The organism is Pseudomonas putida S13.1.2 (genome assembly GCF_000498395.2).
Classification (GTDB): Bacteria; Pseudomonadota; Gammaproteobacteria; order Pseudomonadales; family Pseudomonadaceae; genus Aquipseudomonas; species Aquipseudomonas putida_Q.
Window position 1 is genome coordinate 6,157,499 of sequence record NZ_CP010979.1, and the last position, 25,617, is coordinate 6,183,115.

Here is a 25,617-nt window from a genome sequence, read left to right on the forward strand (position 1 = left end):
TGCGACTACCGCGGTTGAATGTATCCATGCGTAACCATGCTCACGATGACTTCGATGACGTGCCCAGCTTGCGGGCGGGCACCGTTGATGATGACGAACTGATGCCGGCGCACGTGGTGCGCAGCCGCCAGAAAGCCGCCCGTGGTGCCAGCACGGCGCCGTTGTGGGCGCTGCTCGGCGCTTCGTTCATTGCGTTGGCGGGCCTGGGCTGGTGGAGCTTCCAGCAGATCTCGCTGATGGAGCAGCAACTGGTGGCGACCCAGGAGAGTTTTGCCCGCATCAGTGAAGAAGCAGCCGGGCGTTTGCAGGCGATCAGTGGCAAGGTGGAAGCCAGCGAGTCTGGTGTCACAACCAGCAGCGAGGCGCTGAAGCTGCAGTTGCGCCAGTTGCAGCAAGGCGTAGCCGGGCAGACCGGCGACCTGGGTAAGCGCCTGGAGCAGGTGCTGGCCGATACCCGTGAACAGCAGAAGGCTGTGACCGAGCTGCAAAGCCAGCTGCAGGCGCAGTTGAAGCTGGTGAATGGCGAGCTGGCCGCGTTGCGTTCAGGGCAGGTTGATGGCGGCAAGCTGGATGCCCAGTTGAAGGGCCTGAACGAGCAGGTTGCCGCGCTGAAGGCCGCTCAGGTGGATAGCGGCACGCTGGACGGGCAGCTCAAGAGCCTGGGCAGCGATGTGGCGGCGCTGAAGAAGCAGGGTAACCCCAGCGCTGCCATTCAGAGCCTGGAGCAGGACATGCTGGTGCTGAAGAGCCAGATCGACAACCGCCCGGCTGCTGCGGCGTCCGGTGGTGCGTCGGTGCAGGAGTTTGATGCGTTCCGGGCGCAGATGACCCGCAACCTGAATACCTTGCAGAGCCAGGTCCAGAATCTGCAACAGCAGATCAACGCTCGGCCGTGACGCCGCAGGGGAGGGCGTTGCCCCCCTATCGCGACACAAGGCCGCTCCCACAATGTACGGTGTACGCCGATCCATTGTAGGAGCGGCCTTGTGTCGCGATAGGGCCGCAAAGCGGCCCCGGCAATCTTGATTACAACCGCGGATAATCGATGTACCCCACCGGCCCCTTGCCATAGAAGGTCTCAGGCCGCGCCTCGTTCAACGGCGCATCCGCCGCCAGCCGCGCCGGCAGGTCGGGGTTGGCGATGAACGGCACGCCAAACGCCACCGCATCGGCCTTGCCACTGGCCAGGGCCGCATTGGCACTGGCTTTGTCAAACCGCTCGTTGACGATGTACGGGCCGCCGAACGCTTCCTTGATCAATGGGCCGATGCTGTCATCGGCTTCCCGCTCCCGCGAGCAGATAAAGGCAATGCCCCGCTTGCCCAGCTCGCGAGCCACGTAGCTGAAGGTTTTGGCGCGGTCATCATCACCCATGTCGTGAGCATCGGCACGCGGCGCCAGGTGCACCCCTACGCGGTTCGCGCCCCACACTTCGATGGCCGCATCGGTCACCTCCAGCAGCAGGCGCGCCCGGTTTTCCACCGACCCACCGTAGCGGTCGGTGCGCTGGTTGGTGCTGCTTTGCAGGAACTGATCGAGCAGATAGCCGTTGGCGCCGTGGATCTCTACACCATCGAAACCGGCAGCCTTGGCATTCTCGGCACCGCTGCGGTAGGCCTCGACGATATCGATGATCTCTTCGGTTTCCAGCGCGCGAGGGGTGGGGTAGTCACTCAGCGGGCGCACCAGGCTTACATGGCCCTTGGGCTGGATCGCGCTGGGGGCGACAGGCAGCTCGCCGTTGAGGTAGCTGGGGTGTGAGATGCGGCCAACGTGCCACAGTTGCAGGAAGATACGCCCGCCGGCGGCATGCACGGCCTTGGTGACGTTGTTCCAGCCGCGCACCTGCTCATCGTTCCAGATGCCGGGGGTATCCGGGTAGCCGACGCCCATGGCAGCGACCGAAGTCGCCTCGCTGAGGATCAGCCCGGCGCTGGCGCGCTGCACATAGTATTCGGCCATCAGCGCATTGGGCACGCGGCCTTCGTCGGCACGGCAGCGCGTGAGCGGGGCCATGATGATGCGGTTGGGCAGTTGCAGGTCGCCCAGTGTGATCGGATCGAAAAGCGTGGTCATAACGGTTACCTGCCTTGTCAAAGTGTTTGGCGCAGTTGTTCGAGGAACGCCTCGATGGTGGCTTCGTTGCGTTTGAAGAAGTGCCATTGGCCAATCTTCTGGCTGCTGATCAGCCCGGCGCGCTGCAAGGTGGCCAGGTGAGCGGAGACGGTCGACTGCGACAGGCCGCAGCGTTGGTCGATCTGCCCGGCACACACACCGTTTTCGGTGCTGTGGTACTGGTCGGGGAATTGCGTTGCCGGGTCTTTCAGCCAGCTGAGGATTTCTCGCCTGACCGGATGAGCCAGCGCTTTTATGATTTCGTCGAGATCGAGAGGCATGGATTGAGGCTCGTTGTAGCGGTATATCGCGATAGGACGAAATGTAAATCGCCCGTTCCCGATATACAAATACGAAGAGGTTCTGAGCTGAGTACCAATCGCTATATCGCGTTATAACGATATAAGGGTGGGCAGTGTTAGACTGTGCGCATGAACTACCTCGCACACCTGCACCTGGGCGGCCCGGCGCCGCAACAACTGCTTGGCAGCCTGTATGGCGATTTTGTCAAAGGCTCGCTGGAAGGGCGCTTTCCACCTGCACTGGAGGCGGCTATCCGGCTGCACCGGCATATCGACAGCTACACCGATCGGCACCCGTTGGTGCTGGCCGCACTGGCACGCTTTCCGCGTGAGCGGCGGCGCTTTGCCGGCATTGTCCTGGATGTATTCTTCGACCATTGCCTGGCGCGGCATTGGTGCAACTATGCCGAGCAGCCCCTGGAGCAGTTTACTGGCGCGTTTTATCGGGTGCTACTGGCGGAGCCGGAGCTGCCGGGGCGGTTGGCGCGGATTGCGCCGTTCATGGCAGCGGATGACTGGCTGGGGGCGTATGGCGATTTTGCCACGCTGGAGCAGGTATTCAACGGCATTGCCCGGCGCTTGTCGCGGCCTGAGGGCATGGCCGGGGTGATGGTGGAGCTGGAGCGGCTGTATGAGCCGCTGCTGGCGGATTTTCGCGAGTTCTACCCGCAGCTGCAGGCCTTTGCGGCGGCGCGGCGGATGTCTGGCAGTTAATTTTGCATTGGCCTCTTCGCGGGCTTGCCCGCTCCCACAGGTACGGCGCAGTGCTCAAGAAAGCGCACTACCTGTGGGAGCGGGCAAGCCCGCGAAGAGGCCGGCACTGGCTGTGCAAAACCTCAGGCAGCCCGCGCCTGCCGCCTTGGCACTGCTTCAACTTCTTCTACCCCGAACAACGCCAGGTGAATTGCCTGCTGCGCCTGCAATGCCAGCACCGCACGTTCCTTGCCCACGCTGCCGATGGGTGGCAGCAAGTGAATGCACACCTCGCCCCGCGGCTGGGCAAACAGGCGCATCAGGTGCGACACCAGATCATCATCACCAACGAACGGCGCAATCGGGTCGATCTGGCCATCACGCAGGTACTGGATAGCCACCGGCTGAACCGCCACGCCCCGGTCGATGGCACCTGCCAACAGGCGGCCATGGAAGGTGCGCACGTTGCGACCGCAGGTAGTGGTGCCTTCGGGGAAGATCAGCAGGGGGCGGGCCAGCCCCAGTTGCCCGGCGATCTGTTCGCGCAGGCCCTGGCTGTCGCCACCACCACGGCGAATGAACAGCGTGCCGGCCTTTTCCGCCAGCCAGCCCGCCACCGGCCAGTGACGCACCTCGGCCTTGGACAGGAACGACAGCGGCAGCAGCATGCCGAGCAGGGGGATATCGGTCCACGAAACGTGGTTGCTCACCCACAGCATTGGCCGTTGTGGCAACTCGCCCACCACCCGCACGTTGAAGGGCAGGGCGGCGACCAGGCGTTTCATGAACAGGCAGGACCAGCGCTGGCGGCGCTCGATAGGGGCCTTGAAGCCCAGGCGTTCGCCGAGGGCAATAACGCTGGCCATCAACATGCCCAGCAACAGCACCAGCAGCAGTCGGGTCAGGCGGGCGACTACCCGCAGCTTCGTCATCAGACCGCCGCCTTGAAGTGCCGGGCGTAGCGCGGGCACAGGTTATCGCGCTTGAGCAGGATGAACACGTCGGCCACCTGGAAGTCCTCGTCCCAGCACGGCTCGCCGCAAATCTTTGCGCCCAGGCGCATGTAGGCCTTGAGCAGCGGTGGCATTTCGGCGATGACGTTGCCCGGCAAAGCCAGGCTTGGCAGCGGGTTCTTCGGCTCGGCACGCAGGTGCTCGTTGCACAGGTAGCGGTCACGCAGGCGCTGCATCACGGCATGAGCCTGCACGCCGCCGTCCTGCATGGGGATGCTGGCACAGCCCATCAGGTAGCTGTAGCCGCCCTCGTTGAGTACTTCGGCCAGTTCACCCCAGAGCACGGCGATGGTGCCGCCATTGCGGTAGTCGGGGGCTACGCAGGTGCGGCCCAGTTCGAGGATGGGGCCCTGCAGCTGCAGCAGGCCGTGCAGGCGGAATTCTTCTTCGCTGTAGAAGCGGCCCAGGCTGCTAGCCGCCTGGTGGTCGAGCAGACGGGTGGTGGCCACCAGCTCGCCGGTGCTCAGGTCGCGGACACCAATGTGGCGGCAGTGCACGTCGTAGTCGTCCATGTCCAAGCCGTGCTCGGCACCCTTGAGCTTGGCCTTGAATTCTGCGCTGAACACTTTGAAACGCAGGGCCTGGGCCTCTTGCAGCGCCGCGGCGCCAACCAGGCGTTCGGCTTGCAGACGGCGTTCAGTGCTGTTGTCGCCAGAATGAGCGATCCGAGTCATTACGAGTCTCCATAAGCCAGCCATGAAGGGTTGCGGCCGGTCGGCTTTGTTGTGCAAAGTCAGCCTAGGTAGACGCGGTGTCACCCCTGTGAATCTTTGGTGATGCTTGCGTGACACCCCCCAAACCTTGACCAGAAAAGCCCCAGCAAGGAGCCGTCCCATGGCCTGGTTGCAACGATTGAACGACCCGCTTCGCCAAGGGCTGGCGGGCACCCTGGGTGAAACCTACGCCGCGCTGCTCGAGCGCCTCGGCCCGGTTGCCCCCTTCGAACTGGCGGCACTGGGCGGGCGCGCGATGGCTACGCCAGGCCTGGCTTTCCTGGTGGGTTACCAGGCCGCCTTGCGCGTGCTGTGGCCCAGTGCACCGCCCAGCCTCGGCGCCCTGTGCGCCACCGAGCGGCGCAGCGTGCGGCCGGCCGACATGCACACGCGCCTGGAGGGCTTGCGGCTGACCGGCAGCAAGGACTTCGTCACCGCCGGGCTGGAAGCGGAGTGGCTGCTGGTGGCGGCGCGCAGTGAAACGGCTGGCGCGGCACCGCAGTTGAACCTGGCAGTGGTCTACCCCGGGGAGCCTGGCGTGACCCTGGAGCCATTGCCGACCCTGCCGTTGATGCCGGAGGTGGGCCATGGGCGCTTGCTGCTGGAACAGGCGGCGTGCGAATTGCTGGCCGGTGACGGCTGGGATGCCTATGTGAAACCGTTTCGCTCGCTGGAGGACTTGTATGTGCTCACGGCGCTGACGGCCTGGTTGTATGGCGTGGGGCAGGAAAGCGCCTGGCCACAGGATTTACGCCTGCAACTGCTTGGGCTGCTGGCTGGGTGTGCCGAGGGCAGCCGGCAGTGTGCCGACAGCACCGGTGGCCATTTGCTGTTGGGTGGTTTGTTTGCGCAGTTCCAAGCGTTGCGGGGGGCGATCGATGCGGCCTTGGCGGCAGGGCCGGTGCATTGGGCGCAAATCTGGCAGCGTGACCAAGGGGTGATGGCGTTGGCTGCAGCGGCACGCGAGAAGCGCCTGAACAAGGCTTGGGCTGCTGCGGGATTGTCATGAAGGCCTGATAGGTTGTTGTGAACCGATGATCCCGGGGGCCGCCTTGCGGCCCATCGCCGGCAAGCCAGCTCCCACATGGATCGCACAATGCCCAGGTGTGTGCAGTACCTGTGGGAGCTGGCTTGCCGGCGATGGGCTGCGCAGCAGCCCCAAAATTGCGAGCCTGAAAAGCGATGCTGAAAGGTCTGCTATTGGTTCTTTGCCTGGCCTTGGCAACCGCCCAAGCCGAGGACTGGCCTGATCCTGCCTGGCAGAACGACCCTGCCACGTTCGACTGGCAAGCCGTCGACGCCTACGCCTTCCCCCCTCGCACCGCCCCCGACCGCAGCGGCATCCGCACCGACGCGCTGCTGATCATCCGCGACGGCCGTATCCTCCACGAGCGCTACACCGCCCCCACCACTGCCGCCACCGCGCACCTGACCTGGTCGGTAAGCAAGAGCGTACTTGCCACGCTGCTGGGCGTGGCCCAGGGTGAAGGGCGCTTCCAGCTACAAGATCCGGTCACCCGTTTCTACCCCGGCATGCGCGCTCATCCCGGTGTACGCATGGCCGATCTGCTGCACTGGGGCAGTGGCCTGGACTGGCAGGAAGACTACGAATACGCCCCGCTCAAATCGTCGGTGGTGGCCATGCTGTATACCCGTGGCCGCGGGGACATGGCGGCCTATACGGCGGCGCGGGGTTCGTCGGCCAGCCCCGGCGAGCGGTTTGTCTATTCCAGCGGTGACAGCAACCTGCTGGCCGCTGCACTGCGCGGCATGCTCGAGGCCGGGCAGTACCCCGATTACCCCTGGCACGCGCTGTTCACCCCGTTGGGTATCGACAGCGCGGTGTGGGAGCGTGACCGGGCGGGTACCTACGTGGGCTCTTCCTATCTGTACCTTAGCGCCCGGGACCTGGCGCGAATCGGCTTGCTGATGCAGCGCGACGGGCGCTGGCAAGGCCGGCAACTGCTGCCCAAGGCCTGGGTGGCCTTCAACCGCACAGCGTTTGCCCATGCCGAACCTGTGCCTGGTGAGGCCAACCCCGGCGGCCACTGGTGGCTCAACCGGCCGCTGGCCGGCCGCCAGCGGCCTTGGCCGAGTGCGCCCGAAGACACCTACGCCGCCCTTGGCCACTGGGGCCAGGCGCTGTACGTACTGCCCGCGCAAAAGCTGGTGATTGTGCGCTATGCCGATGACCGCGACGGCAGCTACCAGCATGAAGAACTGCTCAAGCGGGTACTGGCGGTATTGCCCGGGGAGGGCACATGAAGCGGGCCTTGTTGCTGGTGCTGCTCGGTCTTTTGTTCTGGGCTTGGCAGGAGCGTCAGGCGCTGGCGGATTTTCCCGGCATCCTCTCGGCCTACTCGGCCAAGGAATACTGCTCGTGCCGCTTCGTCATGGGCTTCGAGCAGGCCTACTGCCAAGGCTATGTAAAGCAATGGCTGCCGTTGAGCCTGCTGGAGGAAAACGGCCAGCAACGGCTAATCACCGCCGAGGGGCTTGGGCGGCGCAACCAGGCTGCCTGGCAAGGCCGGCGCGAGGGCTGCCGCTTGCTGCCATGAAGGCGTGCGGGTAAGGTTGGCGGCTTGGTTTCACGAGATCTGTCATGTTCAAACTGTCCCGTCTACTGCCCGCCTTGTTGCTGGCTTTGTGCCTGCCCGCCCACGCCAACTGGCACCTCGATGGCGAATCGTCGCGCCTGTCGTTCATTACCGGCAAGAACGGTGACACCGCCGAAGTGCACCGCTTTCTGGTGCTGCATGGTACGGTCGACCGCAAAGGCGTAGCGGGGCTGAGCATCGAGATGGACTCTGTCAGCAGCGGCATCCCGCTGCGTGATGAGCAAATGCGCGACAACCTGTTCGAGGTCGGGCGCTTCGCCGAGGCCACCGTAAAGGCGCAGATCGATTTGCGGCCGATCAATGACCTGGCCGATGGTGCGCAGATCGAGTTGCGCCTGCCGCTGACGGTCACGTTGCATGGCCAGTCGCACAGCTACAACGCCCTGCTGCTGGCCACTCGCCTGGATGCGCGGCGCTTCCAGGTTGTGACCCTGGAACCGCTGCTGCTGCGCGCCGAGGATTTCGGTTTGCTGCCGGGGCTGGAAAGCCTGCGCAAGTTCGCCGGGCTCAAGTCCATCAACCCGTCGGTGCCGGTTAGCGCGGTGCTGATTTTCACCGCCCGCTGACATGCCGGGGCCGGTCTTCCCCTGGCGGGATGGCAACCAGTTCGAACTGCTGATCGACGGCCCCGAATTCTTTCCGCGCATGCTGGCGGCAATCGTGGGTGCCGAGTTTCAGGTCGACCTGGAGCTGTACCTGGTCGAGGCCGGCGCCTGTGCCGAGGCGGTGGTCGAAGCGCTGGAGCAGGCCGCCCGCCGTGGCGTGCGGGTGCGTTGCCTGTTCGATGATTATGGCTCGCTGGCCTTCAACAGCGCCCTGCGCCAGCGCCTGCTGGAAGCCGGTGTGTACCTGCGCTGGTACAACCGCCTGCGCTGGAAGCGTGGCCTGCGCAACCTGTACCGTGACCACCGCAAGCTGCTGCTGGTGGACGAACGCTGGGCGGTGGTGGGCGGCACGGGCGTTACCGACGAGTTCTGGAAGCCGGGCGACGCGACCAGCGAGTGGCATGAGGTGATGGTGCAGATCCAGGGGCCGGTGGTGACCGACTGGCAACTGCTGTTCGACCGCCAGTGGTCCGCCAACAACCGCCGCACCGCCTGGCGCCCTGCCGAAGGCTTCGGCCTGCCGCGCCTGCCCAAGGCCCCTGCCCATGGGCAGGGCATGGGCCGGGTGGCCTATGCCGACGCCCGCCAGCACCAGGACATCCTGCATTCGCTGGTGCGTGCGCTGAACAGTGGCAAGCAACGGGTATGGCTGGCCACGCCGTACTTTCTGCCAACCTGGAGCGTGCGCCGTTCGTTGCGCCGCGCCGCCAGCAAGGGGCTTGATGTGCGGCTGTTGCTGACCGGCCCACGCACAGACCACCCGTCGGTCCGCTACGCCGGGCACCGCTACTACCCACGCCTGCTGCGCGCCGGGGTGCGGATTTTCGAATACCAACCGTGCTTCCTGCACCTGAAAATGGCTGTGGTAGACGACTGGGTCAGCGTAGGTTCGTGCAACTTCGATCACTGGAACCTGCGCTTCAACCTTGAAGCCAACATCGAGGCGCTGGACCCGCCGTTGACGGCGGCGGTGGTGGCCAGCTTCGAGCGCGACTTTGCCTTGAGCGAGGAAGTCGACCTCGACCACTGGCATGCCCGCCCCCTGTGGCGCCGGGTGAAGCAACGGATATGGGGCTGGATCGACCGACTGGTCGTCAACGTGCTCGACCGCCGTGACTGACAGCAGCTATCGTGCATTGACGGTTAACCGAAGGAGTGGGTGCGATGACGGCGAAGAAGATTCTTATGCTGGTGGGCGACTACGTCGAGGATTACGAGGCGATGGTGCCGTTCCAGGCCTTGAGCATGGTGGGCCACACGGTGCATGCGGTGTGCCCGGAGAAACTGGCGGGGCAGACCGTGCGCACTGCCATCCATGATTTTGAGGGTGAGCAGACCTACAGCGAAAAGCCGGGGCACAATTTTGCCCTGAATTATGACTTTGTGCGGGTACGGGCCGAGAGTTACGACGCGCTGCTGATCCCGGGCGGCCGTGCGCCGGAGTACCTGCGCCTGGATGATAAAGTGCTGGCGCTGGTGCGGGCATTTGACCAGGCTGGCAAGCCGATTGCGGCGGTGTGCCATGGTGCCCAGCTGCTGGCCGCGGGGGGTGTGCTGGAGGGGCGCGAATGCAGCGCATACCCGGCGTGTGCGCCGGAGGTGCGTCTGGCGGGCGGCACGTTCATCGACATCGCGGTGGACCAGGCGCATGTGGATGGCAACCTGGTGACCGCACCGGCATGGCCAGCGCACCCGGCGTGGCTGGCGGCATTTTTGAAGGTGCTGGGTACTCGTATCGCCTGACAGGGCCCCTTCGCGGGTAAACCCGCTCCCACAGGTTCATCACACCTCTCAGGTTCAGTGAATCCCTGTGGGAGCGGGTTTACCCGCGAAGAGGACGGTGCAGCCAAAACGGCTCAAACAGGCTTCAGGCAACCTGCTCGACCCAGTCATTGAGGTTGTAGTAGTTGGTCACCCGGGCAATCTTGCCGCAGTGGATATAGAAAAACGCCCCCGCTGGCAGCACATAGGTCTGCCCGTTTGCTGCCGGCAACCCTTCGTCATCGCCCAGGTATTCGCCGTGCACGGTGAACTCCGCCGCCGCGCGACTGCCCTCGGCGTTCTGCATCACCACGATATCGGCCAGGCGTTCGCGGTAGCAGCGGTTCATCTTGTCCATGAACGTGGCAAACCGGGCCTTGCCCATCTGCCGCTCGCCCTGGTTGATGTCGTGGATCACGTCCTCGCTGAGCAGGGCGAGAAAGCCCGGCATGTCACCGGCGTTGAACGCGGCGTAGTAAGCATTTACCAGTTCGGTAGCGGTCATGGAACAATACCTGTCGTGTAGGGAGAAGGCGGGTCGCTGCCTCGGATGATAGGGTTTCCCCTCAAGCCCGGCTTAGCCGAGCGCGTCATCCACATCGACAAAACGACCGCCAAGCATGGAAATACGCCTGTTGCACGGCGCCGCTATCGCGCCATACATCGATGACCTCGCTCGCCTGCGCCTTAGCGTGTTTCGCGAGTTTCCCTACCTTTACGACGGTACCCCGGAGTACGAGGCTGACTACCTGGCCGGCTATGCCCGCTCCGGGCGTAGCCTGGTGGTGCTGGCGCTGGACGACGGCAAGGTGGTTGGCGCGTCCACTGGCCTGCCGCTGGTGGATGTCGCCCCCGAGTTCCAGCAACCGTTTCTGGCCCAGGGGCGCGACCCGGCCAGCGTGTATTACTTTGGCGAGTCGCTGGTGTTGCCGGAGTACCGCGGCCAGGGCCTGGGCGTGCGCTTTTTCATCGAACGCGAATCCTACGCGCACAAACTGGCCGAGTTCGATTATTGCGCGTTCTGCGCGGTGGAGCGGCCAGGCGTGCACCCGCGAAGGCCAGCGGACTACAAGCCATTGCACGGCTTCTGGCGCAACCGCGGCTTCCTGCATGACCCGTCATTGCGCACCACCTACGCCTGGCGCGACCTGGATGAACAGGAAAGCTCCGACAAGCTGATGTCGTTCTGGCTGAAGGAACTGCCGATATGATCCGCCTGGCGTCCTGCCAGTACGCCATCGAACTGCATGAAACCTGGGACGCCTACGCCGACCACCTGCAGGGCCTGTGCGCCGAGGCCGTGGAGGCGGGCGCACGCTTGCTGCTGCTGCCCGAATACGCCGGTCTGGTGTTGAGCGGCCAGCTGAGTGCCGAGCAACGGGGTGACCTGAAGGCTTCGATTGCCGGCATCCAGCCGTTGATCGAGCCATGGAGGGCGCTGTGCGAAAGCCTTGCCCGGCGCTGGGGAATCTACCTGCAACCGGGCAGCGTGCCGGTCCTGGACAGCGATGGGCGGTACCGTAACCGAGCCTGGTTGTTCGGCCCCAAGGGTGTGCTTGGCTATCAGGACAAGCTGATGATGACCCGGTTCGAACGCGAACAGTGGGGCATCGCTGCGGGCCAGGGCCTGCAGGTATTCGACACCGAGTTGGGGCGCCTGGGCTTCCTGATCTGTTATGACAATGAATTCCCCATGCTGGCCAGGCACCTGGCCGAGGCGGGTGCCGACCTGATCCTGGCCCCCAGCTGTACCGATACCGAGGCGGGTTACCACCGGGTACGCATCGGCGCCCAGGCGCGGGCTTTGGAGAACCAGATTGCGGTGTTGCAGAGCCCTACGGTGGGGCATGCGCCGTGGTCGCCGGCGCTGGACGAGAATATCGGGCGAGCAGGGTTGTTCGTTCCACCGGATCACGGGATGCCGGGGGATGGGGTGGTAGCGTTGAGCGAGGCACTGAGCCCGGCGTGCAGCCAGTGGCTGGTGTGTGAGGTGGACCTGGAGGAAGTGCGGCGGGTGAGGCGGGAAGGGCAGGTGTTTACCCGCAGGGACTGGCCGGAGCAGTTTGACAGAATCTTGTGAAGACAGCGGCGCCCGCACAGCAGGCGCCGCTGTTACATCAGGCTTACTTCACTTCGACGGCCAGGCTCTCGGCAATCTTGCTCTGCCACAGGGCAGGGCCAGTGATGTGTACCGACTCACCGTTGCTGTCTACGGCAACGGTAACCGGCATGTCCTTGACGTCGAACTCGTAGATCGCTTCCATGCCCAGCTCGGCGAAGGCCAGGACCTTCGACTTGCGGATGGCCTGGGCCACCAGGTAGGCAGCGCCGCCAACGGCCATCAGGTACACGGCCTTGTTGTCCTTGATCGCTTCGATGGCGGTCGGGCCACGCTCGGACTTGCCGATCATGCCCAGCAGGCCGGTCTGCTCGAGGATCTGGCGGGTGAACTTGTCCATGCGGGTAGCGGTGGTCGGGCCAGCTGGGCCTACCACTTCGTCACCGACCGGGTCGACCGGGCCTACGTAGTAGATGAAGCGGCCTTTCAGGTCCACCGGCAATTCTTCGCCCCGGTTGAGCATTTCGACCATGCGCTTGTGGGCGGCGTCGCGGCCGGTCAGCATCTTGCCGTTGAGCAAAATGGTTTCGCCCGGTTTCCAGCTGGCAACTTCTTCCGGGGTGATGTCGTCGAGGTTGACGCGGCGGGCACTTGGGCCGGCTTCCCAGACGATTTCCGGGTAGGCGTCCAGCGACGGCGCTTCCAGTTCGGCCGGGCCGGAGCCATCAAGCACGAAGTGGGCGTGTCGGGTGGCGGCGCAGTTGGGGATCATGCACACCGGCAGCGACGCGGCGTGGGTCGGGTAGTCCATGATCTTGACGTCGAGCACGGTGGTCAGGCCACCCAGGCCCTGGGCGCCGATGCCCAGCTGGTTGACCTTCTCGAACAGCTCCAGACGAATTTCTTCCAGGCGGTTCTGCGGGCCACGGGCTTTCAGTTCGTGGATGTCGATGGATTCCATCAACACTTCCTTGGCCATGACGGCGGCTTTTTCGGCGGTACCGCCGATGCCGATGCCCAGCATGCCAGGCGGGCACCAGCCAGCGCCCATGGTCGGGACGGTCTTCAGTACCCAGTCGACGATCGAGTCGGACGGGTTGAGCATGGCCATCTTCGACTTGTTCTCCGAGCCGCCGCCTTTGGCTGCGACATCGACCTCGACCTTGTCGCCGGGGACGATGGAGTAGTGGATCACTGCCGGGGTGTTGTCCTTGGTGTTCTTGCGCGCACCGGCCGGGTCGGCCAGGATCGAAGCACGCAGCACGTTTTCAGGCAGGTTGTAGGCGCGACGCACACCTTCGTTGATCATGTCGTCGACGCTCAGGGTGGCGCCGTCCCAGCGTACGTCCATGCCCACGCGCACGAACACGGTGACGATACCGGTGTCCTGGCAGATCGGGCGGTGGCCGGTGGCGCACATGCGCGAGTTGATCAGGATCTGGGCGATGGAATCGCGCGCAGCAGGCGACTCTTCACGCAGATAGGCCTCGTGCATGGCCTGGATGAAATCGACGGGGTGGTAGTACGAGATGAATTGCAGGGCGTCGGCGACGCTCTGAATCAGGTCGTCTTGCTTGATCACGGTCATGCAGCGCGCTCCTCTTAAAGACGGGAACATTCATAAAGACGCTCGACGGTGCCGACCAGCATGTCGAAACGCCTTGCAAGGCGCCGGCAGGTCAGGCCGACGGAAAAAGGCGCGGCAGTATAGCGCGCATCTGTGCCGGGCACACCTTTGGCCGGTGTGGACGATGGTCGGCAGTGGGCAGGCATCCTTTTTGCTGCCGGGTTGCGCGGCTGGCCGTAGAATCGATGGGGTGCAAAGCGCCCCCAACAATCTGAAGCGGGAAGAGATACCTGAACATGCCCGAAATTTGCGTGGGCGAGCGCCGCTGGGCGGTGCCGACTGGCAGCAACCTGCTCGATGCCCTGAACGAGGCTGGGTTGAATGTGCCCTACAGCTGCCGCGCCGGCAGTTGCCATGCCTGCCTGGTGCATTGCCTGGACGGGCTGCCAGCGGACGCCTTGCCCGAGGCATTGGCGCTGGATAAACACGCCCAGGGCTGGCGACTGGCTTGCCAGTGCCGGGTAGTGGGTGACCTGCGCGTGGCGGTGTTCGACCCGCAGCAGGATGGTATCCCCGCACAGGTTTGCGCACTGGACTGGTTCGGTGACGTGTTACGCCTGCGCCTGCGCCCGGTGCGAGCGCTGCGATACCAGGCGGGCCAGCATGTGGTGTTGTGGAGCGGGGCGGTAGCGCGGCCCTATTCGTTGGCAAGCCTGCCGGGGGAAGACGACTTCCTTGAATTTCATATCGACTGCCAGCGGCCAGGTGCTTTTTGCGACAAGGCCCGAGGGTTGAAGGTTGGCGACGCGATGCGCCTGGGGGAGCTCAGGGGCGGAGCGTTGCATTATGACCCGGACTGGCAAGGGCGACCGCTCTGGTTGCTGGCGGCGGGTACCGGGCTTGCGCCCTTGTGGGGCATTTTGCGCGAGGCGATGCGCCAGGGGCATCGGGGGGAGATCAGGGTGATGCATGTGGCGCATGGCCACGTTCAACATTACCTGGCTGAGCCGTTGCAGGCGATGGAGGGTGTGAGTGTCGAGTTGGTGCAAGCAGAGCAGTTTGATCAAGCGCTCGCGGCATTACGGCCGTCATCACGGCAGACGGTTGCACTGGTGTGTGGCTCGCCGACAAGTGTGGAGCGGTTTGCGCGGCGTCTATTTATTGCAGGTGTGCCAAGGAACCAGGTGTTTGCCGATGTGTTTGTCGAGCATGCCTGAATGAGAAGGGGCCGCAACGCGGCCCCCGGGGTAGATCAGCCGACCAGCGGATCACCGACATGCAGGATTTTCATGCCGTTGGTGCCACCGATGGTGTGGTAGCTGTCACCTTTGGTCAGGATTACCCAGTCACCCTGTTCCACCAGGCCGCGCTTGAGCAGTTCGTCGACTGCCGCCTGGCTTACCTTGTCGGCCGGCAGCGAGGCCGGGTCGAAGGCGATCGGGTAGACCCCGCGGAACATCGAGACGCGAGCCTGGGTAGCGCGGTGCGGCGACAGGGCGAAGATCGGCACGTGCGAACGCAGGCGCGACATGATCAGCGGGGTGTAGCCGCTTTCGGTCAGGGCGATGATCGCCTTCACGCCCGGGAAGTGGTTGGCGGTGTACATGGCCGCCAGGGCGATGCTTTCGTCGCAGCGCTCGAAGGTGGTGTGCAGGCGGTGGCTGGACTTCTGGTTGGTCGGGTGCTTTTCGGCACCTTGGCAAATCCGCGCCATGGCCTGTACGGCTTCGATCGGGTAGGAACCGGCAGCACTTTCGGCCGACAGCATCACCGCATCGGTGTTGTCCAGCACGGCGTTGGCCACGTCGGACACTTCAGCGCGGGTCGGCATCGGGTTCTGGATCATCGACTCCATCATCTGGGTCGCCACGATCACCGCCTTGTTGTTGCGGCGGGCGTGCTGAATGATCTTTTTCTGAATGCCGATCAGCTCGGCGTCGCCGATTTCCACACCCAGGTCGCCACGGGCAACCATCACCGCGTCGGAGGCGGCGATCAGCTTGTCGAGGGTTTCGTCGTCGGCAACCGCTTCGGCGCGTTCGATCTTGGCCACCAGCCAGGCGCTGCCGCCGGCCTCGTCACGCAGCTTGCGTGCGTATTCCATGTCGCTGGCGTCACGCGGGAAGGAAACGGCCAGGTAGTCCAGGTCCATTTCCGCGGCAAGCTTGATGTCGGCCTTGTCTTTTTCGGTCAGGGCCGGCGCGGTCAGGCCGCCACCTTTACGGTTGATGCCTTTGTGGTCCGACAGCGGGCCACCGATGATCACCACACAGTGCAGGGCATCTGCAGTGGCGGTTTCGACGCGCATGACCACACGGCCATCGTCGAGCAGCAGTTCGTCACCGACGCCGCAGTCCTTGACCAGGTCGGGGTAGTCGATACCGACGATGTCCTGGTTGCCTTCGGTCAGCGGGTGGGCGGTGGAGAAGGTGAACGTGTCACCGATCTTCAATTCGATGCGCTTGTTGGCGAACTTGGCGATGCGGATCTTCGGACCCTGCAGGTCGCCCAGCAGCGCGACATGGCGGCCGTTCTTGGCGGCGATGTCACGGATCAGGCGAGCGCGGGCCTTGTGCTCGTCCGGGGTGCCGTGGGAGAAGTTCAGGCGTGCCACGTCCAGGCCGGCAAGGATCAGTTGCTCGATCACTTCCGGCGAGTTGCTGGCGGGGCCAAGGGTGGCGACGATTTTGGTACGGCGGATGGTCATGCACAGACTCCTATAGTGAAGCGCAGCGAAAGGCTACTCCTGAATCTCGCTGTAGTCATTGTTCCGTTGCACTACCTGCGACCAAGGCAGGGTGGCATTTGAACGGTCGGGGTATGCTTGCAAAAGCCTGTGAAGATTTGTGGGCGTTGGCCGATACACAGGCATCAAAGGAGATACCCATGCGAGCCCTGATCGTTTTAGCCCTGGCGGCCAGCGCCGTCGGCTGCACCCGCTGGTCCATGGACCACCACCTGAACAATGCCTACCGCGCCTACGACCGTGGCGACTGCGCACGGGTCATGCTGGAGCTGTCGCAGGTCGACCGCACCAGCCGTTCGCGGCCGTTCATCCATCCGGAGGTGTCGCTGCTGCGTGGCCAGTGCCTGGAGCGCCAGGCGCTTTACGTGGACGCCGCGCAGACTTACCAGTACCTGATCCAGAAGTACCCGGGCAACGAGTACGCCTATCGTGCCCGGGCGCGCCTGCAGACTCTTGAAAAACTTGGCCATGGCCGTAGCGGCGAAGCGGCTGTGGCCAACCCGGTGACGACCACACCTTGGCGATAACACCAAGGTGTGATTTATTTCACGAGATTTGCGGCGCGCCCTGCGCTAATCTGTAACTCAGCTGTTACAACAACCGCCAGTACCTTGTATTCCTGGCATCAGGTACGGAATACACTCGCGATCATGTTCAACAAGCGCCACATCGAACGCCATCAACTGCCTTGCGTCCTCAAGGTATTCAACCGTTTTACCGGTCAAGAAATCGGCCAGCTGGGTAATGCCTCCGAGGATGGCCTGATGGTAATCAGCCAGCTGCCTGTGCTGGTAGGGCCCGATTACGAACTGCAATTGCGCTTGCCGCTGGTCGGCGGCGGGCATCAGTTCGTCAACCTGACCGCCAGTTGCCTGTGGTGCCGCGAAGACCAGACGCCCGGGCACTACGATTCGGGCTTCATGCTGTTGCAGGCCCCCCGCGAATTTGACGAGTTCGTGCGCTCACTGCGCGATTATTTCAGTTTCCTTCCTGCCAACGCTTCTGTCTGAGGCTGCGCTAGAATCGGGTCGACCTTGATACAGGACGACCCCGTGACCTCAAGCATTTTCTGGCACGACTACGAAACCACCGGCATCAACCCGCGTTGCGACCGGCCGTTGCAGGTGGCCGGCGTGCGCACCGATTTCGACCTTAACGAAATCGACGAGCCGATCAGCCTTTATTGCCGGCCTTCCGACGACATCCTGCCACACCCGGCGGCTTGCCTGGTGACTGGCATCACCCCGCAATTGCTGGCCGAACAAGGCCTGTGCGAGGCCGAGTTCATGACCCGGGTGCATGCGCAACTGGCGCAGCCGGGTACCTGTGGCGCTGGCTACAACACCCTGCGCTTCGACGATGAAGTGACCCGCTACAGTTTGTACCGTAATTTTTTCGACCCGTACGCACGGGAGTGGCAGGGCGGCAACAGCCGCTGGGACCTGATCGACATCGTGCGAACCGCCTACGCCTTGCGCCCTGACGGTATTCAATGGCCGCAACAGGATGGGCGCACCAGCTTGCGCCTTGAACTGCTGAGCAAGGCCAATGGCATTGACCATGGGCATGCCCACGAGGCGCTTTCCGACGTGCGGGCAACCATTGCCCTGGCCCGTCTGATTCGGCAAAAACAGCCCAAGTTGTATGACTGGCTCTTCCAGTTGCGCAGCAAGCATAAAGTGATGGAGCAGATCCGTTTGTTGCAGCCACTGGTGCATATATCCGGGCGCTTTTCGGCGGCGCGTAATTACCTGGGTGTCGTATTGCCATTAGCCTGGCACCCGCGTAATCGCAATGCGCTGATCGTCTGCGACTTGCATCAGGAATCCCTACCGTTACTACGGGAAAGTGCTGAGGATCTACGCCAGCGCTTGTATACCCGTCACGAAGCGCTGGCCGAGGGTGAATTACCGGTGCCGCTCAAACTGGTGCAGATCAATCGCTGCCCGGTACTGGCGCCACTGTCGGTATTGCGCCCGGCCGATCAACAACGATTGGGCCTGGACTTGACGTTGTTACAATTGCGCGGCGAAGAGTTGGCTAATCAACAGGCGCAATGGCAAGACAAGCTGGCGCACATCTACGGCAAGGATGACTTCGCCCCAAGTGAAGACCCGGAACAACAGTTGTATGACGGTTTTGTGGGGGACCGCGACCGCCGTTTATGCGAGCAAGTGCGTACGCTGGAACCCGCGCAGTTGGGCCATGGGCAGTGGATGTTCGATGACCCGCGTTTACCGGAATTGCTGTTCCGCTATCGGGCGCGTAACTTCCCAGAAACCTTGACCCGCGAAGAACGCCAGCGCTGGTATGGCTTCTGTCAGCAGCGCCTGAGTGACCCGCAGTGGGGAGCACCCAATACGCTGGGCGACTTCGAGAAGGCGCGTCAGCAAGCCTGGGAGGGCGCTGACGAGGCGGGCCGGCGTGTGCTGGAAGCTTGGCAAATGCATGCCCGGCAATTGCAGGAACAATTTGCAATTGGCTGACAGCAGGGCAAACAAAAACGCCGGCAATAGGCCGGCGTTTTTGTTGCGTTAAGCAAAAGGCGAATGCGGACAATCAGTCCAGCAGGGTTGCCCAGCTCTCGACCACATCACCACCCCAAGTGGCTTTCCACTCTTTCAGGGTCTTGTGGTTGCCGCCTTTGGTTTCGATCACTTCACCGTTGTGCGGGTTTTTGTATTGCTTGACCTTGCGCGCGCGTTTGGTAGCAGTGGTCTTGACTGCGCCGCGAGGTGCCTTGCTCAGTTTCGACTCTGGGTCGAGCAGGGCAATCACGTCGCGCAGCGACTTGGAGTACTCGCCCATCAGCGTGCGTAGTTTGCCTTCGAACTCCAGTTCTTTCTTCAGCTTGTCATCCTGCGACAGGTTGGCCAGGCGGGCCTGAAGTTCCTTGATGGCTTCTTCGGTAGCGCGGTACTCGTTGATCAGGGACATGGAGAGTTCCTTAATGCGTGTTCAGAAATGTGTGGGGCAATAATAGACAGGCGATACCCGCAAGTAAACATGATATTGGGCAATTAACTGTTAATTAAGCTGTGACAACATTTCTCTGCGTGAACAAAAATTTACTTAAAACCCCTGTATTTCGTCATGTCTGTCAGACAATGCCTGCGCCGCGTATGGCGACCGGCATACGTCATCGCGCCTGCGATCAATACTGCGTTTTTTCGGGCGGGCCGCTAGAATAGGCGTCTTTGCGAAGTTCTGGAGTCTCATTCATGCGCACCTATCGTCTGGTGATCGCCTGCCCCGACCGTGTAGGCATCGTGGCGAAAGTCAGTAATTTCCTGGCCTTGTACAATGGCTGGATCAACGAAGCCAGCCACCATTCTGATGAGCAGAGCGGCTGGTTCTTCATGCGCCATGAGATCCGCGCCGAATCGCTGCCGTTCGGTATCGAAGCCTTCCGCGAAGCGTTTGCGCCCATCGCCGAAGAGTTCTCCATGACTTGGCGTATTACCGACTCGGCGCAGAAAAAGCGCGTGGTACTGATGGCCAGCCGCGAGTCGCACTGCCTGGCCGACCTGCTGCACCGCTGGCACACCGATGAGCTGGATTGCGAGATCCCATGCGTGATTTCCAACCACGACGACCTGCGCAGTATGGTCGAGTGGCACGGCATTCCGTTCTTCCACGTGCCGGTCGACCCCAAGGACAAGGCACCGGCCTTTGCCGAAGTGTCGCGCCTGGTCCAGGAGCACGCCGCCGATGTGGTGGTGCTGGCCCGTTACATGCAGATCCTGCCGCCGCAACTGTGCCGGGACTTTGCTGAAAAGGTGATTAACATTCACCACAGCTTCCTGCCGTCGTTCGTCGGTGCCAAGCCCTACCACCAGGCCGCCCTGCGTGGCGTGAAACTGATCGGCGCGACTTGCCACTACGTTACCGAAGAGCTGGACGCCGGCCCGATCATCGAGCAGGACGTGGTGCGTGTCAGCCATGCCGATAGCATCGAGGACATGGTCCGCTTTGGCCGTGATGTGGAAAAGATGGTGCTGGCCCGTGGCCTGCGTTATCACCTGGAAGACCGGGTCCTGGTACATGGCAACAAGACTGTCGTTTTCGATTGATGATGCAGGGGCTGCTTTGCAGCCCATCGCCGGCAAGCCAGCTCCCACTTGAAGCGCATAGACTTCAAGTCATGTGCAGTCCCTGTGGGAGCTGGCTTGCCGGCGAAAGGGGCGCAAAGCGCCCCCGGCAATCTTGAAAGGAACACTGATGGCCAAACAACGCAACACCCCCACCGCCTCACCACCTCCCACCCTTGGCGAAGGTTGCCTGGCCCGCTACGACCCCGATGCCCTGGAGGATGCTGACGGCACCGACTTCCCCGGCGCTGCCGAACTCTGGCAACAGCTCAACCCGCCTGACGCCGCCAGCGCTCCAGCAACGGACGCGCCAGCAGGCACACAAACACCGGCCCACCCGCCAGCAGATAAAAGTAGTAAGTAACTGCCCGCCATATCAGGATCGCCGCCGCTGCGGTCGAACTGCCCACCCATGGCGTCAGCAGGCTGGCCGAAGTCAGCTCGGCGGCACCGGCGCCGCCTGGCAGCAGGCTGAACTGGCCGGCACTGAGCGACAGCATCTGCACCAGAAAACTGGGGATCCAGGCCAGGTCCACCCCCAACCCCCTCAAGACCAGATACAACACGCTGTAACGCAGGCCCCAGTGGGCGCAGGTCAGGGTGAACACAAGGGTGAGCGTGCGCTTGGGCAGTTGCCAGGTCTGCGCCAGGGCGTGGATGAAGTGCAACAGTTTGCGTGCCCAGTGGCGTTTGCGCTGCTGGCTCATGCCCAGGCGCCGCAGTAGCCTGCCGTTCAAGCGCATTACCTGACGGCGGTAGCGCAGCAGCCCCGCCAGCCCGGCCAGTGCAGTGCACAGTAACAGCGCACTGCCCAGCAACATGCTTTCCTGGCTGCGCCCCAGGCTGTGGAACAGCGCGTAGCCGGCTATCGCCAGCATGGCGCAGAAGAAGAACACCAGGTCGTTCAACTGGTCCATGGCGAATACAGCGCCGCTGCGTGCCGGGCTGATGCGGTCACGCGCCAGCAGGGCCATGAGGGTCAAGGGCCCGCCGCTGCCGCCGGGGGTGGTGCAGATGGCAAATTCGGTGGCCATTACCACGCCCAAGCTACGCAGGGGCCCAAGCCTGGCACCTTGCTGGCCGAGCAACAGGCGCAAGCGGATGGCGTTGATGGCCCAGCACAGCAGGATCATGCCCAGCAGGGTGAGCATCAGCACAGGGTCGAAGCGTTGTAGCCTCGGCAGCAGCTCGCTGCCACCGAGCAGGATCGGCACCAGCATGGCAGCGAGCAGCGCCAGGCCAAGCCAGGCCAGGCGGTTCATGCGTTGGCCTTGCGGTCCAGCCAGGCCGACTTGGTCAGTGGCTCGCGGCCTTGAGCCAGCAAGCTGCGCAAGGTGTTCAGCCAATAGTCACGCGATGTACGGTGGCGCATGTCCACCGGGTGCAGGCCCAGACGCAGGGTCTCGGCGTTGCGCCAACGGTGGCATTGCCAGTCGCACAGTACCCTGGAAAGCCCACGGCGCCAGGCGCTGCGGGCACTCCACACCAGCCCCGGGGCTTCGATCGCGGTGAAGTCCGGCAAGCGGTACAGGTGCTGCGGTGTGCTGGTGTAACGCAGGGGCAGGCGGCGCAGGGCCTGGCGGGTGCCTTCGCTCATCAGCCAGGCTGGCGCGACAAAGCCGGCTACAGGCCAACCGTGCTGGTGGAACAGTGCCAGGCCGCGTTCCAGCCGTTGCAGGGCCTGCTGCTGGTCAAGGCCGTAGAACTCACCTTCGTGGGTGTAGATACGGCGCATGAAGTAATCGCCGGGCGTGCGTGGCGGCGGGCCGTTGTCAGCATGGTAATAACCGTGCAAGGCCAGTTCGTCGCCTTGGGCCAGGCGCCGGTCAAGCAGACGACAGAAGGTGGGTGAACGCAGCAGCAGGTTGCGCTGGTGAAAGTCCGGCACCACCAGCCAAGTCATGGGGATGCCACCGAGGGTGTCAACGGCCTCGACGAAGGGTTGGTAGTCTGGCCAGGTCTCGGGCGCAACATCATGCAGCACCAGCATCAGGCTGCGTGATGCCGGCCGTACCTCAGCCATGGGCACGCACCTGCAGGGGATGGCCGAGCACCGCGTGGTAGTGCTGCAGCAGGCCGCAGACTACGTTGTCCCATGAATAATGCTGCTCCACGTGGTGGCGGGCCTGCGCCCCGAGTTTGCGTACGCCGGCTTCGAACGCCTCGCGCACGGCCGCCGCCATGGCCTGGCCATCGTTGGGACGGCACAGGCGCCCACACTGTTCGTTGACGATTTCGCCGAAGGCACCGGCGCGCACGGCGACCACGGGGGTGGCGCTGGCCATCGCTTCAAGAATGACCAGGCCAAAGGTTTCCTGGTCCCCGGCGTGTACAAGCAAGTCGGCACTGGCCAGCAGTCGGGCAACTTCCGGCGCAGGGCAGAAGTGGTTGATCACGCTGACGTTGCGCGGCACGTTGGCCGGCATGTTCGAGCCCACCAGCAACAGGTGGTAGGCGCCACCCAGCTGTTGCATGCAGTCGAGCAGCACTGGCAGGTTCTTTTCCCGCGAGCCGCGGCCTGCATAGATCAGCAGGCGGGTGGTGTCGGCTATGCCCAGCTCCGCGCGCAGGTGCGGGTCGCGCTGGTCAGGGTTGAAGGTGGCCAGGTCCACGCCCAGGCGCTGCACATGCACATCGCGCACACCCAGGCGGCGCAGTTTGTCGGCCATGACCTGGCTGGGTGCCAGTACCCGGTCGAAATTGCCGTACAGCTTGCTGACATAGGCCTCGACATTGGGCGTGAACCAGTTGCCCATGCGGTTGCTGACCAACAACGGCAGGTCGGAATGGTAGAAGCCGATTACCGGCACATCGAGTTGACGGCGTGCCTCCAGGGCTGCCCAGGCGGTCAGGTAGGGGTCGCCGACTTCGATCAGGTCGGGCCTGAGCCGGCGCAGTTCACTGCACCAGGGGGCCAGGCGCACCGGGAAGCGGTAACCCTTGCCGAATGGCAGCGGCGGGGCGGGTACCTGATAGATGCCATCGGCGTGCTGTGCACTGGCACCGGGGATCAGCAGGCTGTGGCGTACTCCGTGAATGGCGTCGAGGCGGCGGTGTTTGGCATCAAGATAGGTACGTACGCCGCCGCTGGCCGGGGCGTAGAACATGGTGATGTCGGCGATGTGCACGATCAGCATCCCTCCAGGATCATCTTCGGTCTGTCATCCGGCGATGACGCGCCTACAGGTTGACCTGTGTGAAGGATAGTTTGTTCGATCGGGGTTTGACGGCCCAAGGCTGGGGAGTGGTGTGGGTTTGTTCGCGGGCACGCCCGCTGCCAAAAAGGCTGCACAGACCTTGAGGTATGTACGAGCCTCTGTGGGAGCGGGGCGTGCCCGCGAAACAGGCGACGCGGTCTGCCCTTAGATGCGGAAACTGCCCACCAGGTGCTTCAGGCGGCCGGCCTGCTGCTCAAGGTCCGAGCAGGCGCGCAGGGTGGCTTGCAGGTTCTCCACGCCTTCCTGGTTGAGCATGTTGATCTCGTTGATGTCCATGTTGATCGCTTCGACCACGGCGGTCTGCTCTTCGGTGGCGGTGGCCACCGACTGGTTCATGCCGTCGATCTCGCTGATGCGCACGGTGACGCTGTCCAGTCGCTCACCGGCCTGGTTGGCGATCTGCACGCTGTCCTGGCTGTGGCGCTGGCTCTGGTCCATGGTCTCGACCGACGCGCGGGCACCAACCTGCAGCTCTTCGATCATGGTCTGCACTTGCTGCGCCGATTCCTGGGTGCGGTGCGCCAGGTTGCGCACCTCATCGGCCACCACGGCAAAACCACGGCCTGCTTCACCGGCACGGGCTGCTTCGATGGCGGCGTTCAGCGCCAGCAGGTTGGTTTGCTGGGAAATACTGGTGATCACTTCGAGGATCTGGCCGATGTTGACGGTCTTGTTGTTCAGCGTCTCGATGTGCCCGCTGGAGCTGACGATCAGGTCGGACAGGCGGTTCATTGCCGCAATGTTGCGCTCGACCACTTGTTGCCCCTCTTCGGCCAGCAGGCGAGCCGAACTGGCATGCTGCGACGCCTGAGCGGCGTTGCCGGCGATTTCCTGAGCGGCGGCGCCGAGTTCGTTGATGGCGGCGGCCACGCTGTTGGTACGGTTGGACTGTTCGTCAGAGTTGGTCATCGACGAGTTGGAGGCGCTGATGACACGCAGGGCCACTTCGTTGACCTGTTCGGTGGCCGAGGACACCTCGCTGATCGAGCTGTGGATGCGCTCGACGAAACGGTTGAAGGCGGTGCCCAGGATGCCGAACTCGTCGTGGTTGTGAATGCGCAGGCGTTTGGTCAGGTCGCCTTCACCCTCGGCGATGTCTTCCATGGCGCGGGTCATGGTGTGCAGCGGCTGCATCAGCACGCTGATCAGCAGGCCGAGCAGGCCGATGATGATCACCACTGCCACCACCGTGGCGATCACCGCCGAGGTGCGGAAGGTGCTGAGCATCGAGAAGGCCTTGTCCTTGTCCACCGACAGGCCGATGTACCAGTTGGCCGAAGGCAGGCCGGTGATCGGGGTGAAGGTCAGCAGGCGGGCCTGGCCTTCGCTTTGCACTTCGGTCAACTCACCGGTCAGTTTTGGCGTGTGCTGCGGGAACAGGTCCGACAGCGACTTCATCACCATGTCTTTGTCAGGGTGCACCAGGATTTTGCCCTGGTCGTTGACCAGGAACGCGTAGCCCATGCCGCCGAAGTTCAGCGAGTTGATGATCTGCACCAGGCCGTCCAGGGCCAGGTCGCCACCGACCACGCCGACACTGCTGGAGACCTTGCTGAGGATGCCAATGACCATCTTGTTGGTGGTCATGTCGATGTACGGTTCGGTCAGCGTCGCGCCGGCGGCGTTCATGCCGTCCTTATACCAGGGGCGGGTGCGCGGATCGTAGCCCTCGGGCATTTTTGCGTCCGGGCGCACGCTGAAGCCGCCGTCCACCTTGCCCAGGTAAACGGTAAGGAAGCTGGAAACCAGCGCATTCTGGCCCATCAGGGTTTCAGCGTTGGTTGGGTCCTGGGCTATGTTCTGTGCCAGGTTTTCCACCAGCTTGATACGGCCGTCGAACAGGTTGCGGATGTTGGTCGAAGTGGAGGCGCCCATTTCAGCCAGATAGTTTTCCAGGTCCTCGCGGATCGCATTACGCTGGAGGTAATCGTTGTAGAGCGTGAACAGGCTGAAGGCGAGTATCACGATCAATGATGCTGCCAAAAGAATCTTGTGGCTGAAACGAAGGCTTTTGTTCATGGCGTAATCGGTTCCGCTAAGGTGTTATATCAGGCGTTCGCACGGGTGGAGCCGCAAAGCAGTGCAACATCCCGAAAAGTCCCTTTTCGGTTGTTCC

Annotated in this window: 27 protein-coding genes and 1 pseudogene; 15 read left to right on the forward strand and 13 right to left on the reverse strand. The window is 63.2% G+C overall.

The window, feature by feature from the left end; all coding sequences use genetic code 11:
• Positions 1 to 26: 26 nt before the first annotated feature.
• Positions 27 to 896 (forward strand): hypothetical protein, encoded by an 870-nt coding sequence (locus N805_RS27220; protein ID WP_019473885.1) that lies wholly within the window; start codon positions 27 to 29, stop codon positions 894 to 896.
• Between the two features lie 130 nt (positions 897 to 1,026).
• On the opposite strand, the gene N805_RS27225 is transcribed toward N805_RS27220, so the two are convergent.
• Together N805_RS27225 and N805_RS27230 are read right to left on the reverse strand one after the other, a co-directional pair.
• Positions 1,027 to 2,076 carry an alkene reductase gene (locus tag N805_RS27225; protein ID WP_019473886.1) on the reverse strand — a complete coding sequence of 350 codons (1,050 nt, stop codon included), beginning with the start codon at positions 2,074 to 2,076 and terminating at the stop codon, positions 1,027 to 1,029.
• Positions 2,077 to 2,093: 17 nt separating this feature from the next.
• Positions 2,094 to 2,396, reverse strand: a complete 303-nt coding sequence (locus N805_RS27230) for an ArsR/SmtB family transcription factor (protein WP_016488913.1) — start codon at positions 2,394 to 2,396, stop codon at positions 2,094 to 2,096.
• A gap of 150 nt (positions 2,397 to 2,546) precedes the next feature.
• On the opposite strand from N805_RS27230, the gene N805_RS27235 reads away from it, so the two are divergent.
• Positions 2,547 to 3,131, forward strand: a complete 585-nt coding sequence (locus N805_RS27235) for an ACP phosphodiesterase (RefSeq protein ID WP_019473887.1) — start codon at positions 2,547 to 2,549, stop codon at positions 3,129 to 3,131.
• A gap of 122 nt (positions 3,132 to 3,253) precedes the next feature.
• On the opposite strand, the gene N805_RS27240 is transcribed toward N805_RS27235, so the two are convergent.
• The gene (locus N805_RS27240) at positions 3,254 to 4,042 is read right to left on the reverse strand and encodes a 1-acyl-sn-glycerol-3-phosphate acyltransferase (RefSeq protein ID WP_028614126.1); all 789 of its coding nucleotides are present in this window, start codon (positions 4,040 to 4,042) and stop codon (positions 3,254 to 3,256) included.
• Positions 4,042 to 4,797, reverse strand: coding sequence for an L-ornithine N(alpha)-acyltransferase (gene olsB / locus N805_RS27245; protein WP_028614127.1), 756 nt, complete (start codon positions 4,795 to 4,797; stop codon positions 4,042 to 4,044). The genes N805_RS27240 and olsB overlap by 1 nt, the downstream gene beginning before the upstream one ends.
• Before the next feature lie 160 nt (positions 4,798 to 4,957).
• Here olsB and N805_RS27250 point away from each other — a divergent pair, with 160 nt between their 5' ends.
• From N805_RS27250 to N805_RS27275, 6 genes are all read left to right on the forward strand, one after another.
• The gene (locus N805_RS27250) at positions 4,958 to 5,845 is read left to right on the forward strand and encodes an acyl-CoA dehydrogenase (RefSeq protein WP_028614128.1); all 888 of its coding nucleotides are present in this window, start codon (positions 4,958 to 4,960) and stop codon (positions 5,843 to 5,845) included.
• Between the two features lie 173 nt (positions 5,846 to 6,018).
• Positions 6,019 to 7,101 carry a serine hydrolase domain-containing protein gene (locus tag N805_RS27255; RefSeq protein WP_019471186.1) on the forward strand — a complete coding sequence of 361 codons (1,083 nt, stop codon included), beginning with the start codon at positions 6,019 to 6,021 and terminating at the stop codon, positions 7,099 to 7,101.
• The gene (locus tag N805_RS27260) at positions 7,098 to 7,394 is read left to right on the forward strand and encodes a hypothetical protein (RefSeq protein ID WP_019471185.1); all 297 of its coding nucleotides are present in this window, start codon (positions 7,098 to 7,100) and stop codon (positions 7,392 to 7,394) included. Before N805_RS27255 ends, N805_RS27260 begins: the two co-directional genes overlap by 4 nt.
• Positions 7,395 to 7,438: 44 nt before the next feature.
• Positions 7,439 to 8,020 carry a YceI family protein gene (locus N805_RS27265; protein ID WP_019471184.1) on the forward strand — a complete coding sequence of 194 codons (582 nt, stop codon included), beginning with the start codon at positions 7,439 to 7,441 and terminating at the stop codon, positions 8,018 to 8,020.
• 1 nt (position 8,021) lies between these two features.
• Positions 8,022 to 9,179 (forward strand): phospholipase D-like domain-containing protein, encoded by a 1,158-nt coding sequence (locus N805_RS27270; protein WP_019471183.1) that lies wholly within the window; start codon positions 8,022 to 8,024, stop codon positions 9,177 to 9,179.
• 44 nt (positions 9,180 to 9,223) lie between these two features.
• The gene (locus N805_RS27275; RefSeq protein ID WP_019471182.1) at positions 9,224 to 9,802 is read left to right on the forward strand and encodes a DJ-1/PfpI family protein; all 579 of its coding nucleotides are present in this window, start codon (positions 9,224 to 9,226) and stop codon (positions 9,800 to 9,802) included.
• Positions 9,803 to 9,926: 124 nt separating this feature from the next.
• Here N805_RS27275 and N805_RS27280 read toward each other — a convergent pair whose 3' ends face one another.
• Positions 9,927 to 10,325 carry a nuclear transport factor 2 family protein gene (locus N805_RS27280; protein ID WP_019471181.1) on the reverse strand — a complete coding sequence of 133 codons (399 nt, stop codon included), beginning with the start codon at positions 10,323 to 10,325 and terminating at the stop codon, positions 9,927 to 9,929.
• A gap of 115 nt (positions 10,326 to 10,440) precedes the next feature.
• Here N805_RS27280 and N805_RS27285 point away from each other — a divergent pair, with 115 nt between their 5' ends.
• Both N805_RS27285 and N805_RS27290 read left to right on the forward strand, forming a co-directional pair.
• Positions 10,441 to 11,031, forward strand: a complete 591-nt coding sequence (locus N805_RS27285; protein WP_019471180.1) for a GNAT family N-acetyltransferase — start codon at positions 10,441 to 10,443, stop codon at positions 11,029 to 11,031.
• Positions 11,028 to 11,900 carry a carbon-nitrogen hydrolase family protein gene (locus N805_RS27290; protein ID WP_019471179.1) on the forward strand — a complete coding sequence of 291 codons (873 nt, stop codon included), beginning with the start codon at positions 11,028 to 11,030 and terminating at the stop codon, positions 11,898 to 11,900. The genes N805_RS27285 and N805_RS27290 overlap by 4 nt, the downstream gene beginning before the upstream one ends.
• 43 nt (positions 11,901 to 11,943) lie before the next feature.
• On the opposite strand, the gene N805_RS27295 is transcribed toward N805_RS27290, so the two are convergent.
• Positions 11,944 to 13,467, reverse strand: coding sequence for a fumarate hydratase (locus N805_RS27295; RefSeq protein WP_016498103.1), 1,524 nt, complete (start codon positions 13,465 to 13,467; stop codon positions 11,944 to 11,946).
• 275 nt (positions 13,468 to 13,742) lie between these two features.
• Here N805_RS27295 and N805_RS27300 point away from each other — a divergent pair, with 275 nt between their 5' ends.
• Positions 13,743 to 14,663, forward strand: coding sequence for an iron-sulfur-binding ferredoxin reductase (locus N805_RS27300; protein WP_019471178.1), 921 nt, complete (start codon positions 13,743 to 13,745; stop codon positions 14,661 to 14,663).
• 35 nt (positions 14,664 to 14,698) lie between these two features.
• On the opposite strand, the gene pyk is transcribed toward N805_RS27300, so the two are convergent.
• Positions 14,699 to 16,153: a pyruvate kinase gene (gene pyk / locus N805_RS27305; RefSeq protein ID WP_019471177.1), complete on the reverse strand. Its 1,455-nt coding sequence runs from the start codon at positions 16,151 to 16,153 to the stop codon at positions 14,699 to 14,701.
• Between the two features lie 179 nt (positions 16,154 to 16,332).
• Between pyk and N805_RS27310 the strand changes: the two genes are divergently transcribed.
• The 3 genes from N805_RS27310 (at position 16,333) to sbcB (ending at position 18,678) form a co-directional block, all read left to right on the forward strand.
• On the forward strand, positions 16,333 to 16,719 hold the full coding sequence (locus N805_RS27310; RefSeq protein WP_019471176.1) for a tetratricopeptide repeat protein: 387 nt from the start codon (positions 16,333 to 16,335) through the stop codon (positions 16,717 to 16,719).
• Positions 16,720 to 16,842: 123 nt separating this feature from the next.
• Entirely contained in the window at positions 16,843 to 17,202 is a 360-nt protein-coding gene (locus N805_RS27315) for a PilZ domain-containing protein (RefSeq protein WP_016498107.1), read from the forward strand.
• Between the two features lie 42 nt (positions 17,203 to 17,244).
• Positions 17,245 to 18,678 carry an exodeoxyribonuclease I gene (sbcB, locus tag N805_RS27320; protein ID WP_019471175.1) on the forward strand — a complete coding sequence of 478 codons (1,434 nt, stop codon included), beginning with the start codon at positions 17,245 to 17,247 and terminating at the stop codon, positions 18,676 to 18,678.
• Positions 18,679 to 18,751: 73 nt separating this feature from the next.
• Here sbcB and mvaT read toward each other — a convergent pair whose 3' ends face one another.
• On the reverse strand, positions 18,752 to 19,129 hold the full coding sequence (gene mvaT / locus N805_RS27325) for a histone-like nucleoid-structuring protein MvaT (RefSeq protein WP_012273998.1): 378 nt from the start codon (positions 19,127 to 19,129) through the stop codon (positions 18,752 to 18,754).
• 284 nt (positions 19,130 to 19,413) lie between these two features.
• Here mvaT and purU point away from each other — a divergent pair, with 284 nt between their 5' ends.
• The gene (gene purU / locus N805_RS27330) at positions 19,414 to 20,265 is read left to right on the forward strand and encodes a formyltetrahydrofolate deformylase (protein ID WP_016488894.1); all 852 of its coding nucleotides are present in this window, start codon (positions 19,414 to 19,416) and stop codon (positions 20,263 to 20,265) included.
• Positions 20,266 to 20,552: 287 nt separating this feature from the next.
• On the opposite strand, the gene N805_RS27335 is transcribed toward purU, so the two are convergent.
• The 5 genes and pseudogenes from N805_RS27335 to N805_RS31380 all read right to left on the reverse strand — a co-directional run.
• Positions 20,553 to 21,545 (reverse strand): lysylphosphatidylglycerol synthase transmembrane domain-containing protein, encoded by a 993-nt coding sequence (locus N805_RS27335; protein ID WP_019471173.1) that lies wholly within the window; start codon positions 21,543 to 21,545, stop codon positions 20,553 to 20,555.
• Positions 21,542 to 22,306, reverse strand: a complete 765-nt coding sequence (locus N805_RS27340) for a DUF2334 domain-containing protein (RefSeq protein WP_019471172.1) — start codon at positions 22,304 to 22,306, stop codon at positions 21,542 to 21,544. The genes N805_RS27335 and N805_RS27340 overlap by 4 nt, the downstream gene beginning before the upstream one ends.
• Positions 22,299 to 23,420 (reverse strand): glycosyltransferase family 4 protein, encoded by a 1,122-nt coding sequence (locus N805_RS27345; protein WP_019471171.1) that lies wholly within the window; start codon positions 23,418 to 23,420, stop codon positions 22,299 to 22,301. Before N805_RS27345 ends, N805_RS27340 begins: the two co-directional genes overlap by 8 nt.
• Positions 23,421 to 23,645: 225 nt before the next feature.
• Positions 23,646 to 24,410, reverse strand: a complete 765-nt coding sequence (locus tag N805_RS31375; RefSeq protein WP_371262295.1) for a methyl-accepting chemotaxis protein — start codon at positions 24,408 to 24,410, stop codon at positions 23,646 to 23,648.
• A 141-nt stretch (positions 24,411 to 24,551) separates the two neighbouring features.
• Positions 24,552 to 25,520: pseudogene (locus tag N805_RS31380) on the reverse strand (cache domain-containing protein); the annotation flags it as partial.
• Between the last annotated feature and the right edge of the window lie 97 nt (positions 25,521 to 25,617).

Bases quoted from the DNA above. Each gene is read 5' to 3' on its own strand.
- N805_RS27220 (WP_019473885.1), top strand. From the start codon at position 27: ATGCGTAACCATGCTCACGATGACTTCGATGACGTGCCCAGCTTGCGG.
- N805_RS27225 (WP_019473886.1), bottom strand. From the start codon at position 2,076: ATGACCACGCTTTTCGATCCGATCACACTGGGCGACCTGCAACTGCCC.
- N805_RS27230 (WP_016488913.1), bottom strand. From the start codon at position 2,396: ATGCCTCTCGATCTCGACGAAATCATAAAAGCGCTGGCTCATCCGGTC.
- N805_RS27235 (WP_019473887.1), top strand. From the start codon at position 2,547: ATGAACTACCTCGCACACCTGCACCTGGGCGGCCCGGCGCCGCAACAA.
- N805_RS27240 (WP_028614126.1), bottom strand. From the start codon at position 4,042: ATGACGAAGCTGCGGGTAGTCGCCCGCCTGACCCGACTGCTGCTGGTG.
- olsB (WP_028614127.1), bottom strand. From the start codon at position 4,797: ATGACTCGGATCGCTCATTCTGGCGACAACAGCACTGAACGCCGTCTG.
- N805_RS27250 (WP_028614128.1), top strand. From the start codon at position 4,958: ATGGCCTGGTTGCAACGATTGAACGACCCGCTTCGCCAAGGGCTGGCG.
- N805_RS27255 (WP_019471186.1), top strand. From the start codon at position 6,019: ATGCTGAAAGGTCTGCTATTGGTTCTTTGCCTGGCCTTGGCAACCGCC.
- N805_RS27260 (WP_019471185.1), top strand. From the start codon at position 7,098: ATGAAGCGGGCCTTGTTGCTGGTGCTGCTCGGTCTTTTGTTCTGGGCT.
- N805_RS27265 (WP_019471184.1), top strand. From the start codon at position 7,439: ATGTTCAAACTGTCCCGTCTACTGCCCGCCTTGTTGCTGGCTTTGTGC.
- N805_RS27270 (WP_019471183.1), top strand. From the start codon at position 8,022: ATGCCGGGGCCGGTCTTCCCCTGGCGGGATGGCAACCAGTTCGAACTG.
- N805_RS27275 (WP_019471182.1), top strand. From the start codon at position 9,224: ATGACGGCGAAGAAGATTCTTATGCTGGTGGGCGACTACGTCGAGGAT.
- N805_RS27280 (WP_019471181.1), bottom strand. From the start codon at position 10,325: ATGACCGCTACCGAACTGGTAAATGCTTACTACGCCGCGTTCAACGCC.
- N805_RS27285 (WP_019471180.1), top strand. From the start codon at position 10,441: ATGGAAATACGCCTGTTGCACGGCGCCGCTATCGCGCCATACATCGAT.
- N805_RS27290 (WP_019471179.1), top strand. From the start codon at position 11,028: ATGATCCGCCTGGCGTCCTGCCAGTACGCCATCGAACTGCATGAAACC.
- N805_RS27295 (WP_016498103.1), bottom strand. From the start codon at position 13,467: ATGACCGTGATCAAGCAAGACGACCTGATTCAGAGCGTCGCCGACGCC.
- N805_RS27300 (WP_019471178.1), top strand. From the start codon at position 13,743: ATGCCCGAAATTTGCGTGGGCGAGCGCCGCTGGGCGGTGCCGACTGGC.
- pyk (WP_019471177.1), bottom strand. From the start codon at position 16,153: ATGACCATCCGCCGTACCAAAATCGTCGCCACCCTTGGCCCCGCCAGC.
- N805_RS27310 (WP_019471176.1), top strand. From the start codon at position 16,333: ATGCGAGCCCTGATCGTTTTAGCCCTGGCGGCCAGCGCCGTCGGCTGC.
- N805_RS27315 (WP_016498107.1), top strand. From the start codon at position 16,843: ATGTTCAACAAGCGCCACATCGAACGCCATCAACTGCCTTGCGTCCTC.
- mvaT (WP_012273998.1), bottom strand. From the start codon at position 19,129: ATGTCCCTGATCAACGAGTACCGCGCTACCGAAGAAGCCATCAAGGAA.
- purU (WP_016488894.1), top strand. From the start codon at position 19,414: ATGCGCACCTATCGTCTGGTGATCGCCTGCCCCGACCGTGTAGGCATC.
- N805_RS27335 (WP_019471173.1), bottom strand. From the start codon at position 21,545: ATGAACCGCCTGGCCTGGCTTGGCCTGGCGCTGCTCGCTGCCATGCTG.
- N805_RS27340 (WP_019471172.1), bottom strand. From the start codon at position 22,306: ATGGCTGAGGTACGGCCGGCATCACGCAGCCTGATGCTGGTGCTGCAT.
- N805_RS27345 (WP_019471171.1), bottom strand. From the start codon at position 23,420: ATGCTGATCGTGCACATCGCCGACATCACCATGTTCTACGCCCCGGCC.
- N805_RS31375 (WP_371262295.1), bottom strand. From the start codon at position 24,410: ATGACCAACTCTGACGAACAGTCCAACCGTACCAACAGCGTGGCCGCC.